The organism is Streptomyces sp. NPDC047022 (assembly GCF_040644155.1).
Taxonomy (GTDB): domain Bacteria; phylum Actinomycetota; class Actinomycetes; order Streptomycetales; family Streptomycetaceae; genus Streptomyces.
Genome location: NZ_JBEYVV010000042.1, coordinates 1 through 17,284 on the forward strand (window position 1 = coordinate 1; position 17,284 = coordinate 17,284).

12 protein-coding genes are annotated in these 17,284 nt (G+C 69.8%); 7 read left to right on the forward strand and 5 right to left on the reverse strand.

What is annotated here, in order from left to right:
- Window positions 1-145 precede the first annotated feature (145 nt).
- The 4 genes from ABZ845_RS28745 to mshC all read left to right on the forward strand — a co-directional run bounded on the left by ABZ845_RS28745 (window position 146) and on the right by mshC (window position 3,721).
- Window positions 146-832, forward strand: coding sequence for a histidine phosphatase family protein (locus ABZ845_RS28745; protein ID WP_360985265.1), 687 nt, complete (start codon window positions 146-148; stop codon window positions 830-832).
- 110 nt (window positions 833-942) lie between these two features.
- A complete protein-coding gene (locus ABZ845_RS28750) occupies window positions 943-1,533 on the forward strand; it encodes a DUF3090 domain-containing protein (RefSeq protein ID WP_360985268.1) in 591 nt (196 codons plus the stop codon).
- Window positions 1,497-2,315 carry an SCO1664 family protein gene (locus ABZ845_RS28755; RefSeq protein WP_360985271.1) on the forward strand — a complete coding sequence of 273 codons (819 nt, stop codon included), beginning with the start codon at window positions 1,497-1,499 and terminating at the stop codon, window positions 2,313-2,315. The genes ABZ845_RS28750 and ABZ845_RS28755 overlap by 37 nt, the downstream gene beginning before the upstream one ends.
- 176 nt (window positions 2,316-2,491) lie before the next feature.
- Window positions 2,492-3,721: a cysteine--1-D-myo-inosityl 2-amino-2-deoxy-alpha-D-glucopyranoside ligase gene (gene mshC / locus ABZ845_RS28760; RefSeq protein WP_360985274.1), complete on the forward strand. Its 1,230-nt coding sequence runs from the start codon at window positions 2,492-2,494 to the stop codon at window positions 3,719-3,721.
- Window positions 3,722-3,782: 61 nt separating this feature from the next.
- On the opposite strand, the gene ABZ845_RS28765 is transcribed toward mshC, so the two are convergent.
- The 5 genes from ABZ845_RS28765 to ABZ845_RS28785 all read right to left on the reverse strand — a co-directional run bounded on the left by ABZ845_RS28765 (window position 3,783) and on the right by ABZ845_RS28785 (window position 10,515).
- A complete protein-coding gene (locus tag ABZ845_RS28765; RefSeq protein WP_360985277.1) occupies window positions 3,783-4,769 on the reverse strand; it encodes a PAC2 family protein in 987 nt (328 codons plus the stop codon).
- Between the two features lie 376 nt (window positions 4,770-5,145).
- A complete protein-coding gene (locus ABZ845_RS28770) occupies window positions 5,146-6,753 on the reverse strand; it encodes a glycerol-3-phosphate dehydrogenase/oxidase (protein ID WP_360985280.1) in 1,608 nt (535 codons plus the stop codon).
- Window positions 6,754-6,759: 6 nt separating this feature from the next.
- Entirely contained in the window at window positions 6,760-8,298 is a 1,539-nt protein-coding gene (glpK, locus tag ABZ845_RS28775; RefSeq protein ID WP_360985283.1) for a glycerol kinase GlpK, read from the reverse strand.
- A gap of 106 nt (window positions 8,299-8,404) precedes the next feature.
- Window positions 8,405-9,193 (reverse strand): MIP/aquaporin family protein, encoded by a 789-nt coding sequence (locus ABZ845_RS28780; protein WP_360985285.1) that lies wholly within the window; start codon window positions 9,191-9,193, stop codon window positions 8,405-8,407.
- 557 nt (window positions 9,194-9,750) lie between these two features.
- Complete coding sequence (locus ABZ845_RS28785; protein WP_360985288.1) at window positions 9,751-10,515, reverse strand: IclR family transcriptional regulator; 765 nt, start codon at window positions 10,513-10,515, stop codon at window positions 9,751-9,753.
- A 269-nt stretch (window positions 10,516-10,784) separates the two neighbouring features.
- Between ABZ845_RS28785 and metH the strand changes: the two genes are divergently transcribed.
- From metH to ABZ845_RS28800, 3 genes are all read left to right on the forward strand, one after another.
- Window positions 10,785-14,330, forward strand: coding sequence for a methionine synthase (gene metH, locus ABZ845_RS28790; protein ID WP_360985291.1), 3,546 nt, complete (start codon window positions 10,785-10,787; stop codon window positions 14,328-14,330).
- 198 nt (window positions 14,331-14,528) lie between these two features.
- Window positions 14,529-15,230, forward strand: coding sequence for an HAD family phosphatase (locus ABZ845_RS28795; protein ID WP_360985294.1), 702 nt, complete (start codon window positions 14,529-14,531; stop codon window positions 15,228-15,230).
- 421 nt (window positions 15,231-15,651) lie between these two features.
- Window positions 15,652-17,256, forward strand: coding sequence for an ABC transporter substrate-binding protein (locus tag ABZ845_RS28800; protein ID WP_360985297.1), 1,605 nt, complete (start codon window positions 15,652-15,654; stop codon window positions 17,254-17,256).
- Window positions 17,257-17,284: the final 28 nt, after the last annotated feature.

Below are 17,284 nucleotides of genomic sequence, written 5' to 3' on the forward strand. Positions count from 1 at the left end.
CCCCAGGTCATCCGTTCGACAGGGGGGAACAGTCATGCCGGGCCCGGAGGCCAGCGGCCCTCTTGCAGGACCGCGCAAAACATAACGGGGGGGGGTGCCCACTCGCCGGGTCCGGCCCCGCAGGCGTCCGTTTAGGCTGGGCGGCATGCCCACGTTGCTCCTCGTCCGACATGGACGCTCCACCGCCAACACCGCGGGACTCCTCGCCGGCTGGATGCCCGGCGTCGCCCTCGACGAGCGCGGCACCGAACAGGCCGCGGCCCTGCCGGGGCGACTCGCCGGGCTGCCGATCTCCGAGGTCGTCGCGAGCCCGCTGCAGCGCTGCCAGGAGACCGTCCGGCCGCTGCTCGACGCCCGCCCCGGACTGAATGCGCACACCGACGACCGGATCGGTGAGTGCCACTACGGTGACTGGTCCGGCCGTAAGCTCGCCGAGCTGTCCGACGAGCCGCTGATGGAGGTCGTCCAGGCTCACCCGTCGGCCGCCGCGTTCCCCGGCGGCGAGTCGATGCGGGCCATGCAGACCCGCGCCGCCGAGGCGGTGCGGGAGTGGAACGAACGGGTGGAGCGCGACCACGGCGCCGACGCCGTGTACCTCATGTGCTCGCACGGTGACATCATCAAGTCGCTTGTCGCGGACGCACTCGGACTTCATCTCGACCTTTTCCAGCGGATCTCTGTAGAACCGTGTTCCATCACCGCGATCCGTTACACCCGTCTGAGGCCGTTTCTCGTTCGCCTCGGCGACACCGGGGATTTCAGCTCCCTCATGCCGCGCGCGGAATCCTCCGGTTCCGACGCCACGGTCGGGGGCGGCGCGGGCGCCCCGTGATCGTCGGCAGCAGTAGGGTGAAGCGGGCGCACGAGCGCAGCAGTTGTCAGTAACCGAAAGCGGGCCGGTGCCGTCGGCCGGTCCCGTTCCCGATCTCATGGAGACAGGACGTGTCCCGTCAGGTGTTCCTCTACGACCCCCCGGACCGCTTCGTGGCCGGGACGGTCGGGCTGCCCGGGCGCCGTACTTTCTTCCTGCAGGCTTCGTCCGGCCCCCGGGTGACGAGCGTCGCTCTGGAGAAGACCCAGGTCGCGGCGCTCGCCGAGCGCATGGACGAGCTGCTCGACGAGGTGGTGCGCCGTAGCGGCGGCAGCGCGTCCGTACCCGCCATGGCCCCCACGGACGACTCGGACACGGCACCGCTGGACACCCCCATCGAGGAGGAGTTCCGCGTCGGCACCATGGCACTGGCCTGGGACGGTGACGAACAGCGCATGATCGTAGAGGCGCAGGCGCTCGTCGAGCTGGACGCAGACTCCGAGGAGGACCTCGCCGAGGCCGAGGAGCGGCTGCTCCAGGACGAGGAGAACGGCCCTCCGATGCTCCGGGTGCGCCTCACCGGCGCGCAGGCCCGCGCCTTCGCCAAGCGCGCCCTCGACGTCGTCAACGCCGGGCGGCCGCCGTGCCCGCTGTGCAGCCTCCCGCTCGACCAGGAAGGACACGTATGTCCGCGCCAGAACGGATACCGCCGCGGAGCGTGACCACGGTCGAACTGCTCGCCGAGGGCGAGCTGACGGTGGTCGGACGCATCCGCGACGCGTCCAACGCGGCGCTGTACTGCACGGTCTCCTACGAGGGCCGGGAAGCCGCCTGCGTCTACAAGCCCATCCAGGGGGAGCGGCCCCTGTGGGACTTCCCCGACGGCACGCTCGCCGAGCGCGAGGTGGCCGCCTACGAGGTGTCCGAGGCCACCGGCTGGGAGCTCGTGCCGCCCACCGTGCTGCGCGACGGGCCCTACGGCCAGGGCATGTGCCAGCTGTGGATCGACGGCACGCCGGGGCCCGAGCTGCTCGCCCTGATGGACGCCGAGGAGCCGGCGGAGGGCTGGAAGGCCATCGGCCTCGCCGACGTCGGGGAGGACCGGACGGCCCTGCTCGTGCACGCCGACGACGAGCGGCTGCGGCGCCTGGCCGTGCTCGACGCGGTCATCAACAACGCAGACCGCAAGGGCGGCCATCTGCTGCCCGGCGGTGAGGAGCGCCTGTACGGCATCGACCACGGGGTGACTTTCAACACCGAGAACAAGCTGCGCACCCTGCTGTGGGGATGGGCCGGGGAGCCGCTGACCGGGGAGGCGGTCGAGGTGCTCGAGCGGCTGAAGGAGGATCTGCGGGAGGGCGCGGCGCTGGCCGTACGGCTCGGTGATCTGCTCACCGCCGACGAGGTCCAGGCCACGCGGGCGCGCGTCGACGGGCTCCTGGAGTCGGGCAGGCATCCGGAGCCCAGCGGGGAGTGGCCGGCGATTCCGTGGCCGCCGGTGTAGTCGCGGCCACCGGCGCGGCCCCGGAACCGCGCCGGCGCGACAGGGGCCGGAAACCGCTCGGCAGTGGTCGCCCCCGGCACGCCCCGCACATCGGCGGCCCGCGCGCAAGAGCGCGTTCCTGGCCATACGGCCCGTCCGGTTCGTACACCGAACTTCCGGCCGGTTAGGCTCATGGCATGCATGCCTGGCCCGCTTCCGAGGTCCCCGCCCTGCCAGGCCAGGGCCGCGACCTCAGGATCCACGACACCGCGACCGGCGGTAAGGTCTCCCTCGACCCCGGTCCCGTCGCCCGCATCTATGTGTGCGGCATCACCCCGTACGACGCGACCCACATCGGGCACGCGGCGACGTACAACGCGTTCGACCTCGTCCAGCGCGTGTGGCTGGACACCAAGCGGCAGGTGCACTACGTCCAGAACGTGACCGACGTCGACGACCCGCTCCTGGAGCGCGCGGACCGCGACGGCGTCGACTGGGTGGCCCTCGCCGAGAAGGAGACCGCCCTCTTCCGCGAGGACATGACCGCCCTGCGGATGCTTCCTCCCCGGCACTACATAGGCGCGGTGGAGGCAATACCCGGGATCGTGCCGCTCGTCGAGCGCCTCCGGGACGCCGGAGCGGCGTACGAGCTCGAAGGGGACATCTACTTCTCCGTCGAGTCCGACCCCGACTTCGGAAAGGTGTCCAACCTGGACGCCGCCGCCATGCGCCTGCTGTCAGCCGAGCGCGGCGGCGACCCGGAGCGCCCCGGCAAGAAGAACCCGCTCGACCCGATGCTGTGGATGACCGCCCGCGAGGGCGAACCCAGCTGGGACGGCGGCTCGCTGGGCCCGGGCAGGCCCGGCTGGCACATCGAATGCGTGGCCATCGCCCTCGACCACCTGGGCATGGGCTTCGACGTGCAGGGCGGCGGCTCCGACCTCGCCTTCCCGCACCACGAGATGGGTGCCTCGCACGCTCAGGTGCTGACAGGTGAGTTCCCGATGGCCAAGGCGTACGTCCACGCCGGGATGGTGGCGCTGGACGGCGAGAAGATGTCGAAGTCGAAGGGCAACCTCGTCTTCGTGTCCCGGCTGCGGCGCGACGGCGTCGACCCGGCGGCCATCAGGCTCGCGCTGCTGGCCCACCACTACCGCTCCGACTGGGAGTGGACCGACGAGGTGCTCCAGGAGGCCGTGGCACGGCTCGACCGCTGGCGCTCCGCCGTCTCCCGGCCCGACGGCCCGCCCGCCGAGGCGCTCGTCGAGGAGATCCGCGAGGCGCTCGCCGACGACCTGGACGCACCGGCGGCGCTCGCCGCGGTGGACCGCTGGGCGGCACTCCAGGAACAGAGCGACGGTACGGACACGGGCGCGCCCGGAGTCGTCTCACGTGCCGTGGACGCGCTGCTCGGCGTGGCTCTCTGAGCCTCACCCTCCGGGCACAGAAGAACGATCAAGGGCGGTGCGCACACGCGCACCGCCCTTGTCAGTCCTCCGACGTGTCCTCGTCCTCGTCGTCTGTCCGCGGCGGCTTCGGCGGTCTCGTCAGCCCGCCAGGGTTGTCCTTGTCCCGGTCCCGCCGGAACGAGCCACTGTCGCCGCCGTCCGCCGTGGCATGCCCGCCGGGCGGGTTTATGTCCCGTCGGCGCAGATACCGCTCGAACTCGCGGGCGATCGCCTCGCCCGACGCCTCCGGCAGCTCGGCGGTGTCCCGGGCCTCCTCCAGCGTCTGGACGTACTCGGCGACCTCGCTGTCCTCGGCGGCCAGCTGGTCCACGCCCAACTGCCAGGCACGCGCGTCCTCCGGCAGCTCACCGAGCGGGATACGCAGGTCGACCAGGTCTTCCAGGCGGTTGAGCAGAGCCAGGGTGGCCTTCGGGTTCGGCGGCTGCGACACATAGTGGGGGACCGCCGCCCACAGCGAGACCGCCGGGACGCCCGCGTGGGTGCACGCCTCCTGGAGAACGCCCACGATGCCCGTGGGGCCCTCGTACTTGGTCTCCTCGAGGTCCATCCGGCGCGCCAGGTCCGGGTCGGACGTGGTCCCGCTGATCGGGACCGGACGTGTGTGCGGGGTGTCACCGAGCAGAGCTCCGAGGATCACCACCAGTTCCACGCCCAGTTCATGGGCGAAGCCCAGCAGTTCGTTGCAGAACGACCGCCAGCGCATCGAGGGTTCGATCCCGCGGACCAGTACAAGGTCGCGGGGCTTGTCACCGCCGACGCGGACCACGGACAGCCGTGTGGTGGGCCAGGTGATCTTGCGTACTCCGGCCTCCATGAACACGGTGGGGCGGTTCACCTGGAAGTCGTAGTAGTCCTCGGCGTCCAGCGCCGCGAACACCTCGCCCTTCCACTCCCTGTCCAGATGCGCGACCGCGGCGGAAGCGGCGTCACCGGCATCGTTCCAGCCCTCGAACGCGGCCACCATGACCGGGTCGATCAGCTCGGGAACCCCCTCGAGCTCGATCACCCAGCGCCTCCTTCCGACGTGCCCTTCATGTACGTCCCAACCTTACGGCGTGCCACGGGGGTGCCCGCAGCCCCTTGCACGGGGGAGTGAACGGATGACTGCCCAGTCTGGGACGCTCGAACACCCATGATCGCCGACAGGACATCCCGGCCCGGAGGAGGGCCACACATCGGACGGATCACATGGCCCGCTCCGCCCGGGCCACAGCCACCACCTCATCGAGCGTCGTCAGAACCCGGTCACCAGCCGCAACGCGCCCGGCACGCCGAGGTGTCGGGGCCGACCGCGCGTCCGTGCCCAGCCCGGCACACACGCCCGCCTCCAGCAGGCGAGGGGCGGCCCCCTTCGGGAGCCGCCCCTCGATGTCCGCTGGTGCCTACGCCTTGCCGAGCAGGTCCTCGACCTTGCCGCGCACCTCGTCCGTGGCCAGGCCGCGGATCGTCAGCGTCGTACGGCGGCGCAGCACGTCGTCCGCGGTGGAGGCCCACTCGTGGTCCCGGGCGTAGACGACCTGCGCCCAGATCTCCGGGGCGTCCGGGTGGATGCGCTCGCCGAGCTCCGCGTTCTCGTTGGCCAGTCGGGCGATGTCGAAGGCCAGCGAGCCGTAGTGCGTCGCCAGGTGCTTGGCGGTGTCGGCGGCCATGCGCGGGCCGGGGGCCGGACCGTCGACGACCAGCCGGTGGGCGACCGCGCGCGGGTTGGCGACGCCCGGCAGGGGCAGCCGCTTCGGCAGCGAGGAGATCGGCTCGAAGTCCTCGCCGAGCGGACGGCCCGGCAGGGACTCGAGCTTCTTCATGACGGTGCGTCCGATGTGCCTGAACGTCGTCCACTTGCCGCCCGCGACGGACAGCATGCCGCCCCGGCCCTCGGTGACGACGGTCTCGCGCTTGGCCTTGGCGGTGTCGCCGGGGCCGCCCGGCAGCACCCGCAGACCGGCGAAGGCGTAGGTGATCAGATCGGGCCGCAGCTGCTGGTCGCGGACCGAGAACGCGGCCTCGTCCAGGATCTGCGCCACGTCCTTGTCGTTGACCGCGACGTCCGCCGGATCACCCTCGAACTCCTCGTCGGTGGTGCCGAGCAGCAGCATGTCCTCCCAGGGGAGGGCGAAGGTGATGCGGTACTTGTCGATCGGCGTGGCCAGCGCCGCCTTCCAGGGAGAGGTGCGCTTGAGCACCAGGTGCGCACCCTTGGACAGGCGTATGGAGGGCGCCGCCTTCGGGTCCTCCATCCTGCGCAGGTGGTCGACCCAGGGGCCGGTCGCGTTGAGCACCAGCCGCGCGTCGACACCGAACTCGTCGCCGGACAGGCGGTCCTTGAGCTCGGCGCCGGTGACCCGGCCCTGCGTGAAGCGCAGACCGGTGACCTCGGCGTGGTTGAGCACCACCGCGCCCGCGTCCACGGCCGCGCGGACCGTCATCAGCGCCATGCGGGCGTCGTTCATCTGGTCGTCGCCGTAGACGGCGACGGCCTTGAGGTTCTCGGTGCGCAGCTCCGGCACGTCCTGCTGCGCCCTGGCGGGCGACAGCAGGTGGCCGACGCCGTCCCCGAACGCCGACAGCGCGGAGTAGGCGAAGACGCCCGCCCCGAGCTTCGCGGCGCCGTGCGGCCCGCCCTTGTAGACGGGGAGGTAGAACGTGAGCGGGTTCGCCAGGTGGGGGGCCACCTGACGGGAGACCGCACGGCGCTCGAAGTGGTTCTCCGCCACCAGCTTCACCGCGCCGGTCTGCAGGTAGCGCAGACCGCCGTGGAGCAGCTTGGAGGAGGCGGAGGAGGTGGCGCCGGCGAAGTCGCCGGCGTCCACCAACGCCACCCGCAGGCCCGACTGCGCGGCATGCCATGCCGTGGAGATGCCCAGGATCCCGCCACCGATCACCAGGAGGTCGTACGTCGCTTTGGACAACTGCTCCCGGGTCTCGGCGCGGCTCGGGGTGGAGCCGTGGGCCGGGTGGGTCCCCAGAGCCGGGACACTCTGCAGGGTGGTCATCGCGAATTACTCCTCGTCTTCGATCCAGCCCATGGTCCGCTCGACGGCCTTGAGCCAGTTCTTGTACTCACGGTCGCGGGTCTCCGCGTCCATGTGGGGCGTCCACTCGGCGGCCCGGCGCCAGTTGGCGCGCAGGTCGTCGGTGCTGGTCCAGAAGCCGACGGCGAGGCCGGCGGCGTAGGCGGCGCCGAGGCAGGTGGTCTCGGCGACCATCGGGCGCACCACAGGCGCGTCCAGGACGTCCGAGAGCGTCTGCATCAACAGGTTGTTGGAGGTCATACCGCCGTCGACCTTGAGGGCCGCGAGCTCGACGCCGGAGTCCTTCGTCATGGCGTCGGTGATCTCACGGGTCTGCCAGGCCGTGGCCTCCAGGACGGCGCGCGCGAGGTGCGCCTTTGTGACGTACCGGGTCAGACCGCTGATCACGCCACGGGCGTCGGAGCGCCAGTACGGGGCGAACAGACCGGAGAAGGCCGGCACGAAGTAGGCGCCGCCGTTGTCCTCGACCGAGAGCGCCAGCGTCTCGATCTCCGCGGCGGTCTTGATCAGGCCCATCTGGTCGCGCATCCACTGCACCAGGGAGCCGGTGACGGCGATCGAGCCCTCCAGGGCGTAGACCGGCTTCTCGTCGCCGATCCGGTAGCCGACGGTGGTCAGCAGGCCCGAGTAGGAGTTGATGATCTTCTCACCGGTGTTCATCAGCATGAACGTGCCGGTGCCGTAGGTGGACTTGGCCTCGCCCTCGGAGAAGCAGGTCTGGCCGAACAGGGCCGCCTGCTGGTCGCCGAGCGCCGAGGCCACCGGGATGCCGCCGAGCAGCTCGCCGAGGCTGCCGCCGGCGATCTCCCCGTACACCTCGGCCGACGAGCGGATCTCCGGCAGCATCGCCATCGGAACGCCGATCGACTCGCAGATCTTCTCGTCCCACTCCAGCGTGTGAAGGTTCATCAGCATGGTGCGGGAGGCGTTGGTCACGTCGGTGACGTGATGGCCGCCGTCGACACCGCCGGTCAGGTTCCAGATGACCCAGGTGTCCATGGTGCCGAAGAGGATGTCGCCCGCCTCGGCGCGCTCGCGCAGGCCCTCGACGTTGTCGAGCAGCCAGCGGGCCTTGGGGCCGGCGAAGTACGAGGCCAGCGGCAGACCGGTCTCGCGACGGAAGCGGTCCTGGCCGACGTTGCGGCCGAGCTCCTTGCAGAGCGCGTCGGTGCGGGTGTCCTGCCAGACGAGGGCGTTGTGGACGGGCTCACCGGTGTTCCTGTCCCACAGCACGGTGGTCTCGCGCTGGTTGGTGATGCCGATCGCCTTGATGTCGTCGCGGGTGATCCCGGCCTTCTCGACGGCTCCGGCGACGACCTCCTGGACGTTGGTCCAGATCTCGGTGGCGTCGTGCTCGACCCAGCCCGGCTTCGGGAAGATCTGCTCGTGCTCCTTCTGGTCGACGGAGACGATGCGGCCGTCCCGGTCGAAGATGATGCAGCGCGAGGAAGTCGTGCCCTGGTCGATGGCGGCGATGAACGGGCCGGCGGTGTGTGCGTCGGTCACTGTCTGCTCCTGAAATTCCTAAGTCCGCGGATAAGTGGGGCGGCTCTACGGCTCTTACGGCGCGGTGCTGAGTGCTGAGGGGCGATGCCCGGAGTGATCAGTTTTCTCAGGCGAAGGCGACGTTGTATATGCCGGCGGCGATGGCGCCTCCGACCAGCGGACCGACGACGGGGATCCAGGCGTAGCCCCAGTCGGAACCACCCTTGTTGGGCAGGGGGAGAAGTGCGTGCACGATGCGCGGACCGAGGTCGCGGGCGGGGTTGATCGCGTATCCGGTCGGGCCGCCGAGTGACAGACCGATGGAGACGACGACCAGCGCGGTGATCAGGGCGCCAAGAGTGCCGAGGCCGTTGCCCTTGTCGTTGAGACCCTGCGTCAGCACGGCGAGGACCAGCACGATCGTTCCGATGATCTCCGTCGCGAGGTTCATCACCGCGTTACGGATCTCGGGGCCGGTCGAGAAGACGCCGAGCACCGGACCGGCCTCGGCCTCCTGGGCCTCGGCGGCCTTGGTGGCCTGCGCGCCCGGTCCACCGACGATCTCGCTGTCGGTGAGGTGGGCCTGGAACTGGCCGTAGTAGACGACCCACACCAGAGTCGCGCCGATCATGGCGCCGAGCAGCTGTCCGCCCCAGTAGTACGGGACGTTGCTCCAGTCACCGTCCTTGATGGCGAGCGCGAGCGTCACGGCCGGGTTCAGGTGGGCACCCGACAGGGGCGCCGAGGTGTAGACCGCCGTGAGGACTGCGAAGCCCCACCCGAAGGTGATGGCCAGCCAGCCGGCGTTGCGGGCCTTGGAGGCCTTCAGCGTCACGGCGGCACAGACGCCGCCGCCGAGCAGGATGAGTATGGCGGTACCGATGGTCTCGCCGATGAAGATGTCGGAGCTGGACACCCGCGACTCCTTTGTCCTTCGTCCAGGGGAAGGCGAACCCCGGGTCCCTCCGGTGGTCCGCGCCCTCGGGGGTGAGAGCGATGCCGGCCCTTGGCGTTGCCACACTCTAGCGCGTATTGCCGGTAGGTGTTCGACAATGCCGACCGATGGACGGGAGTCTCGCTTCCGGTTCGGTAAGACGTCAAGAGTTCGACAATCGAAAGCCTGATCGTTACTGATCGCTTGGCCGATCGCTTGGAGCCCGCCGTTCCGCAACGGGCGCGTACCGCGCGCGAGCAGGGGCGTCGTGGGGCCGTATGCCGTCGTGAGCCGTCGCGCGGGGGATGGGTCGCCGCGAGGGTGCGGGCGGACGGCGGACCCGGCCCCGGAGCGCCCTGGCGGGAATTCCGCTTACGGGAAAGGGCCGGTACGGCGACGCCGTACCGGCCCTTCGTGACACGGGGGCGCGGAGAGGGGGAGATATCGGAAACTTTCCGGCTTCCGGTGTGATATCAGGAGCTTCCCGGCACTCGGATTTGCCCGTGGCGCGAGCCCGGTGCGGGGCCCGAGGTGCGGGTTCAGAACCTGCCGGCGCCGAGGTCGCGCGAGACCGCACGGGCGCAGTCACGGACCGCAGCGATCAGCTCGGGGCGCAGCTCCCCGTCCCTGCACAGGCGTTCGACGGCGCCGGCGATGCCCACCGCACCGACCGGCATCCGCCGCCGGTCGTGGATCGGCGCGGAGACCGAGGCGACGCCCGTCCATGTCTCCTCGACATCGGCCGCGTACCCGCGTGCCCGGGTCAGGTCCAGAACGTGCTCGAACTCCTCCGGTTCGCACACCGTCCGGTCCGTGAACGCCTTCCGGTCCGCCTCCAGCACCTCGCTGTGCGCGACCGGGTCGTACGCCGACAGCACCTTGCCGAGCGCCGTCGAGTGCAGCGGCTGCATGGCCCCGATCTCCAGGACCTGCCGGCTGTCGTCGGGCCGGAACACGTGGTGCACGATCAGTACGCCCTGCTGGTGCAGCACGCCCACATAGACGCTCTCGCCGCTCGAACGGGCCAGATCGTCCGTCCACACCAGGGCGCGCGCCCGCAGTTCGTGGACATCGAGGTAGGTGGTTCCCAGGCGCAGCAGCTCGGCGCCGAGCTGATAGCGGCCCGAGGCCGTGTCCTGCTCGACGAAACCCTCCTGCTGGAGCGTGCGGAGTATGCCGTGGGCCGTGCCCTTGGCCAGGCCCAGCGAGGAGGCGATGTCCGACAGGCCGAGCCGCCGCTCGCCGCCCGCGAGCAGCCGCAGCATTGCGGCCGCCCGTTCGAGCGACTGGATGTTCCGTGCCATCCCCGTCCTGCCCTCCGTCCTCTCCGCCGCCGGCCGTCATCTTTGAACCGCCGTTCGGCAATGCCGAACACTACCCGCCGAGGCCGTCCACTTGCTAATGGCCCGTCGCCATCCGTTCGGAGGAAATCCTCACCCGGGTCATCTCGGTCACACCCGTCCGCCCCGTGGACGCCACCGACAGCGGGACGTGCTCCGGGCTACCCTGGCGGCGTGCGCCTTCCATGGGAAGCGCAAAGCCGACAGCCGTCGCACTCCAGGGAGCATCTTCCATGGCCTCGTTGCCGAACTCGTCCCTTTCCACCGTCCCGGACGGCGGTTCGCCCGTCTCCACCGACAGCCGGACCCGAACCGAAGCCCTCAGGGAAGCCCTCGCCACCCGCGTCGTGGTGGCCGACGGAGCGATGGGCACGATGCTCCAGGCCCAGGACCCCACCCTCGAGGACTTTGAGGGTCTCGAAGGCTGCAACGAGATCCTCAACCTCACCCGCCCCGACATCGTCCGCTCCGTCCACGAGGCGTACTTCGCCGTGGGCGTCGACTGCGTGGAGACGAACACCTTCGGGGCGAACCACGCGGCCATGGCCGAGTACGAGATCGCCGACCGCGTCCACGAACTGTCCGAGGCGGGCGCCCGTATCGCCCGCGAGGTCGCGGACCGGTTCGCCGCGGACGACGGCCGCCCCCGCTGGGTCCTCGGCTCGATCGGCCCCGGCACCAAGCTGCCCACCCTCGGCCACGTCGGCTACGCCACCATCCGCGACGGCTTCCAGGCGAACGCGGAGGGGCTGCTCGCCGGCGGCGCGGACGCGCTGATCGTGGAGACCACCCAGGACCTGCTGCAGACGAAGGCGTCCGTCCTCGGCGCCCGGCGCGCCATGGAGGCCACCGGGATCGAGGTGCCGCTGCTGTGCTCGATGGCGTTCGAGACCACCGGCACCATGCTGCTCGGCTCCGAGATCGGCGCCGCGCTGACCGCGCTCGAACCGCTCGGCATCGACATGATCGGCCTGAACTGCTCGACCGGCCCCGCCGAGATGAGCGAGCATCTGCGCTATCTCACCCGCCACTCCCGTATCCCGCTGCTGTGCATGCCCAACGCCGGACTGCCCGTGCTCACCAAGGACGGCGCGCACTTCCCGCTCGGCCCCGAAGGACTGGCGGACGCCCAGCAGAACTTCGTCCGCGACTACGGCCTCTCCCTGATCGGCGGGTGCTGCGGCACCACCCCCGAGCACCTGCGCCAGGTCGTCGAGCGGGTCCGCGGGCTGACCCCGCCCGAGCGCCACCCGCAGCCGGAGCCGGGCGCCGCCTCCCTCTACCAGAGCGTGCCGTTCCGCCAGGACACCTCCTACCTGGCCATCGGTGAGCGCACCAACGCCAACGGCTCCAAGAAGTTCCGCGATGCCATGCTGGAGGGCCGCTGGGACGACTGCGTGGAGATGGCGCGCGAGCAGATCCGCGAGGGCGCCCACATGCTCGACCTGTGCGTCGACTACGTGGGCCGTGACGGCGTCGCCGACATGGAGGAGCTCGCCGGGCGCTTCGCCACCGCCTCCACACTGCCGATCGTCCTGGACTCCACCGAGGTCGACGTCATCGAGGCCGGACTGCAAAGGCTCGGCGGACGCGCCGTCATCAACTCCGTCAACTACGAGGACGGCGACGGACCCGAGTCGCGTTTCACGAAGGTCACCAGGCTGGCGCGGGAGTACGGTGCCGCGCTGATCGCGCTGACCATCGACGAGGAGGGCCAGGCCCGCACCCCCGAGAAGAAGGTCGAGATCGCCGAGCGGCTGATCGCCGACCTGACCGGGAACTGGGGCATCCGTGAGGAGGACATCCTCATCGACACCCTGACCTTCACCATCTGCACCGGCCAGGAGGAGTCCCGGCGCGACGGCATCGCCACCATCGAGGCGATCCGCGAGCTGAAGAGGCTCCACCCGGACGTGCAGACCACGCTGGGCCTGTCGAACATCTCCTTCGGCCTGAACCCGGCCGCGCGCATCCTGCTGAACTCGGTCTTCCTCGACGAATGCGTGAAGGCGGGCCTCGACTCGGCGATCGTGCACGCCTCGAAGATCCTTCCGATCGCCCGCTTCGACGAGGAGCAGGTCACCACGGCACTCGACCTGATCTACGACCGGCGCGCCGAGGGCTACGACCCCCTGCAGAAGCTCATGGCGCTGTTCGAGGGCGCCACCGCCAAGTCCCTGAAAGCCGGCAAGGCCGAGGAACTGGCCGCGCTGCCGCTCGACGAGCGCCTCAAGCGCCGGATCATCGACGGGGAGCGCAACGGGCTGGAGAGCGACCTCGAGCTCGCCCTGGCGGACCGGCCCGCCCTGGACATCGTCAACGAGACGCTGCTGGACGGGATGAAGGTGGTCGGCGAGCTGTTCGGCTCCGGCCAGATGCAGCTGCCGTTCGTGCTGCAGTCCGCAGAGGTCATGAAGCTGGCCGTCGCCTACCTCGAACCGCACATGGAGAAGACCGACGAGGCGGGCAAGGGCACCATCGTGCTGGCCACCGTGCGCGGCGACGTCCACGACATCGGCAAGAACCTCGTGGACATCATCCTGTCCAACAACGGCTACAACGTCGTCAACCTCGGCATCAAGCAGCCCGTCTCCGCGATCCTGGAGGCTGCCGAGGAGCACCGCGCCGACGTCATCGGCATGTCCGGGCTCCTGGTCAAGTCCACGGTGATCATGAAGGAGAACCTGGAGGAGCTCAACCAGCGGGGCCTGGCCGCCGGTTACCCCGTCATCCTCGGCGGCGCGGCCCTGACCCGCGCCTACGTCGAGCAGGACCTGCACGAGCTGTACGAGGGCGAGGTCCGCTACGCGCGCGACGCCTTCGAGGGCCTGCGCCTGATGGACGCCCTCATCGGGGTCAAGCGGGGCGTGCCCGGGGCGAAGCTGCCCGACCTCAGGCAGCGCCGGGTACGGGCAGCCGCCGTCGAGATCGAGGAGCGGCCGGAGGAGGGCCACGTCCGCTCGGACGTCGCCACCGACAACCCCGTGCCCACGCCGCCCTTCTGGGGCACCCGCGTCGTCAAGGGCATCCCGCTCAAGGAGTACGCCTCCTGGCTGGACGAGGGCGCCCTGTTCAAGGGCCAGTGGGGCCTGAAGCAGGCGCGCACGGGCCAGGGACCGTCCTACGAGGAACTCGTCGAGAGCGAGGGACGCCCGCGGCTGCGCGGACTGCTCGACCGCCTTCAGACCGACAACCTCCTCGAGGCGGCCGTCGTCCACGGCTACTTCCCGTGCGTGTCCAAGGACGACGACCTGATCATCCTCGACGAGCAGGGCAACGAACGCACCCGCTTCACCTTCCCCCGCCAGCGCCGCGGCCGGCGGCTGTGCCTGGCCGACTTCTTCCGCCCGGAGGAGTCCGGGGAACAGGACGTCGTCGGCCTCCAGGTCGTCACCGTCGGCTCGAAGATCGGCGAGGAGACCGGGCGCCTGTTCGCGTCGGACTCCTACCGCGACTACCTCGAGCTGCACGGGCTGTCCGTGCAGCTCGCGGAAGCGCTCGCCGAGTACTGGCACGCGCGCGTCCGCTCCGAACTGGGCTTCGCCGGCGAGGACCCGGCCGCGATGGAGGACATGTTCGCCCTCAAGTACCGCGGCGCCCGCTTCTCCCTCGGGTACGGCGCCTGCCCCGATCTGGAGGACCGAGCCAAGATCGCCCAGCTTCTCGAGCCGGAGCGGATCGGCGTGCACCTCTCCGAGGAGTTCCAGCTCCACCCCGAACAGTCCACCGACGCGATCGTGATCCACCATCCGGAGGCGAAGTACTTCAACGCCAGGTAGCCCGGCAGCGCCCCCTCGGAACGCCCGTGCGCCCCCGGCCCACCCGGGGGCGCGGTGCCGCTCACGGCGGGTGCCCGGGCGCTGCCGCTTCCGTACCGCCCTGCACTTTCCTTGCGGGCGTCGTACACTGGTCGGTCCACCGCAGGCCGGTTCCCTCCGTGGGAACCGGCCTGGTCGTCCCTTGAAGGAGGTCGCCGGATGACCACCACGGTCCCCGCACTCGGAACCCGTACGGCCGAAGGCTCCGCACTCCAGGCCGTCCTCCTCGACATGGACGGCACCCTGGTGGACACCGAGGGATTCTGGTGGGACGTCGAGGTCGAGGTCTTCGCGGGCCTCGGACACACCCTCGACGAATCATGGCGCCACGTCGTCGTCGGCGGCCCCATGACACGCAGCGCGGGCTTCCTGATCGAGGCCACCGGTGCCGACATCACCCTGGCCGAGCTCACCGTGCTGCTCAACGACGGGTTCGAGGACCGGATCGACCGCAGGCTGCCCCTCATGCCGGGAGCCGCCCGGCTGCTGGCGGAGCTGGCCGCCCACGAGATCCCCACCGCGCTGGTGTCCGCGTCCCACCGGCGCATCATCGACCGGATCCTGGCCGGCGTGGGCCCGCAGTACTTCGCGCTGACCGTCGCGGGCGACGAGGTCGAGCGCACCAAGCCGTTCCCCGACCCGTATCTGCTGGCCGCCTCGGGACTGAGCGCCGAGCCCGGCCGCTGCGCGGTCATCGAGGACACGGCCACCGGAGTCGCGGCGGCCGAGGCCGCCGGCTGCAAGGTGGTCGCCGTCCCGTCGGTCGCCCCCATCGCACCCGCCGCGGGCCGCACCGTGGTGACCTCGCTCGAAGAGGTCGACCTGACATTTCTGCGCGCTTTGATGACGGAAATGCGCTGACCGTTCACCCAGCGTGCCGGTCGAATGGACGGATTACCGTCTTCCGTCCAGACCGGCTAATTAAAACCGGGTCACCTGCCCGAATTGGACCTCCCGCAGCTTGGTTGAACCTGTGACGTTCCTCACATGCGCGGGGGTCGACAGGCGCTACGGAGCGTGCTGTTCCACCCAATTCGGGCGGCTCGGGCCCGCCCTTGTGTCCCGATTGATGGGACGCTGCACTAATCCTTCCCCGACTGGGTTTCCGGTGCGTTCACAACCGGTTTCGCAGCGTGAGGAAGACCCAACTCCGGTTGCCGTGAACCCTCGTGCGGGCGCGCACTAATCTCATCGCGAGAACATCACCACAACCCCCGTGATCCGCCGCACCATCCATGCATGCCGGATACACGGACTCGAACAGCTCTGGAGAAACTCGAGCATGAACCGTAAGACTTTGGTGCTGCCGGCCGTCCTGGGCCTGCTCACCCCCGTCCTCGCCGCCTGCGGCGGGTCCAGCAGCGGGGGAAACAGCGGTGACGCCATCGTCGTCGGCACCACCGATCGGTTCACCGCCTCCAGCGACGTCCCCGCGCCCGTCGACCCGGCGTACGCGTACGACGTGGGCACCTGGAACATCCTCCGGCAGACCGTCCAGACACTGATGGTCCAGTCCCGCGGCGACGGTGAACCCGAGCCCGAGGCGGCCGAGAGCTGCGGTTTCACCGACACCGGGAACGAGCGCTACGCCTGCAAGCTGCGCAAGGACCTCAAGTTCGCCAACGGTGACCCGGTGACCGCGGCCGACGTGAAGTTCTCCATCGACCGCGCCCGCGCCATCAAGGCCGACAGCGGCGTCTTCGCCCTGCTGTCCACCGTCGACACCGTCGAGACCCAGGGCGACAGCGAGGTCATCTTCCACCTCAAGAACGCGGACGCCACCTTCCCGTACAAGCTCTCGACGCCGGTCGCGGGCATCCTCAATCCCAAGGACTACGAGAAGAACAAGCTGCGCGACGGCTTCGCGATCGACGGCTCCGGTCCGTACACGATGCAGGCCGAGGTCAAGAACAACGAGATGGTGAAGGCCACCTTCACCAAGAACCCCAACTACAAGGGTCTTCTCACCCCGAAGAACGACAAGGTGGTCCTGGAGCCCTTCAAGGACGCCGCCGGCATGGGAACGGCCCTGGAGAAGGGCGACATCGACGTGATGAGCCGCCAGATGTCGCCGGACCAGATCCGCAAGCTCCAGAGCAACACCGGCGGCAGCATCAACCTGGTCGAGATGCCGGGCCTCGAAATCCGCTACCTGGCCTTCAACACCAACGCCACCTCGGTGAAGGACAAGGCCGTCCGCCAGGCCATGGCGCAGGTCGTCAACCGAGGCCAGCTCGTCTCCGAGGTGTACGGCACACAGGCGGAGCCCCTGTATTCGCTGGTCCCGGCCACCATCACCGGCCACTCCAACTCGTTCTTCAACAAGTACGGCGACCCGAGCGTGGCCAAGGCCCGCGCTCTGCTGGCCAAGGCGAACATCACCACCCCGGTCAAGCTGACCCTGCACTACACGACCGACCACTACGGCTCCGCCACCGCCCAGGAGTTCGCGGTGCTGAAGAAGCAGCTCGACGACAGCGGGCTGTTCGACGTCACCGTCCAGGGTCATCCGTGGGAGCAGTTCTCCCCGGCCGAGCGCAAGGGCAGCTACGACGTCTTCGGCATGGGCTGGTTCCCCGACTTCCCGGACGCCGACAACTACCTCGCGCCGTTCCTCGACAAGGACAACTTCCTCAACTCGCCCTACTACAACTCCGACATCAGTGAGAAGCTGATCCCGCAGTCGCGCCGTGAGGCCGACCGTCTCACCGCGTCGAAGTCCCTGACCGAGATCCAGGACATCGTCGCCGACGATGTGCCGGTCCTCCCGCTGTGGCAGGGCAAGCAGTACGTCGCCACCCGGGACAACATCACCGGCAGCGAGTACGCGATGAACTCCTCCTCCACGCTGCAGCTGTGGGAGCTCGGCCGCGGCGTCGGCGGCTGACACGTCTCACTCATCGAGACCCCCGGGC

What these genes read in the sequence shown, in the direction of transcription:
- ABZ845_RS28745 (WP_360985265.1), top strand. Translation starts at nt 146, where the DNA reads ATGCCCACGTTGCTCCTCGTCCGACATGGACGCTCCACCGCCAACACC.
- ABZ845_RS28755 (WP_360985271.1), top strand. Translation starts at nt 1,497, where the DNA reads ATGTCCGCGCCAGAACGGATACCGCCGCGGAGCGTGACCACGGTCGAA.
- mshC (WP_360985274.1), top strand. Translation starts at nt 2,492, where the DNA reads ATGCATGCCTGGCCCGCTTCCGAGGTCCCCGCCCTGCCAGGCCAGGGC.
- ABZ845_RS28770 (WP_360985280.1), bottom strand. Translation starts at nt 6,753, where the DNA reads ATGACCACCCTGCAGAGTGTCCCGGCTCTGGGGACCCACCCGGCCCAC.
- ABZ845_RS28785 (WP_360985288.1), bottom strand. Translation starts at nt 10,515, where the DNA reads ATGGCACGGAACATCCAGTCGCTCGAACGGGCGGCCGCAATGCTGCGG.
- metH (WP_360985291.1), top strand. Translation starts at nt 10,785, where the DNA reads ATGGCCTCGTTGCCGAACTCGTCCCTTTCCACCGTCCCGGACGGCGGT.
- ABZ845_RS28795 (WP_360985294.1), top strand. Translation starts at nt 14,529, where the DNA reads ATGACCACCACGGTCCCCGCACTCGGAACCCGTACGGCCGAAGGCTCC.
- ABZ845_RS28800 (WP_360985297.1), top strand. Translation starts at nt 15,652, where the DNA reads ATGAACCGTAAGACTTTGGTGCTGCCGGCCGTCCTGGGCCTGCTCACC.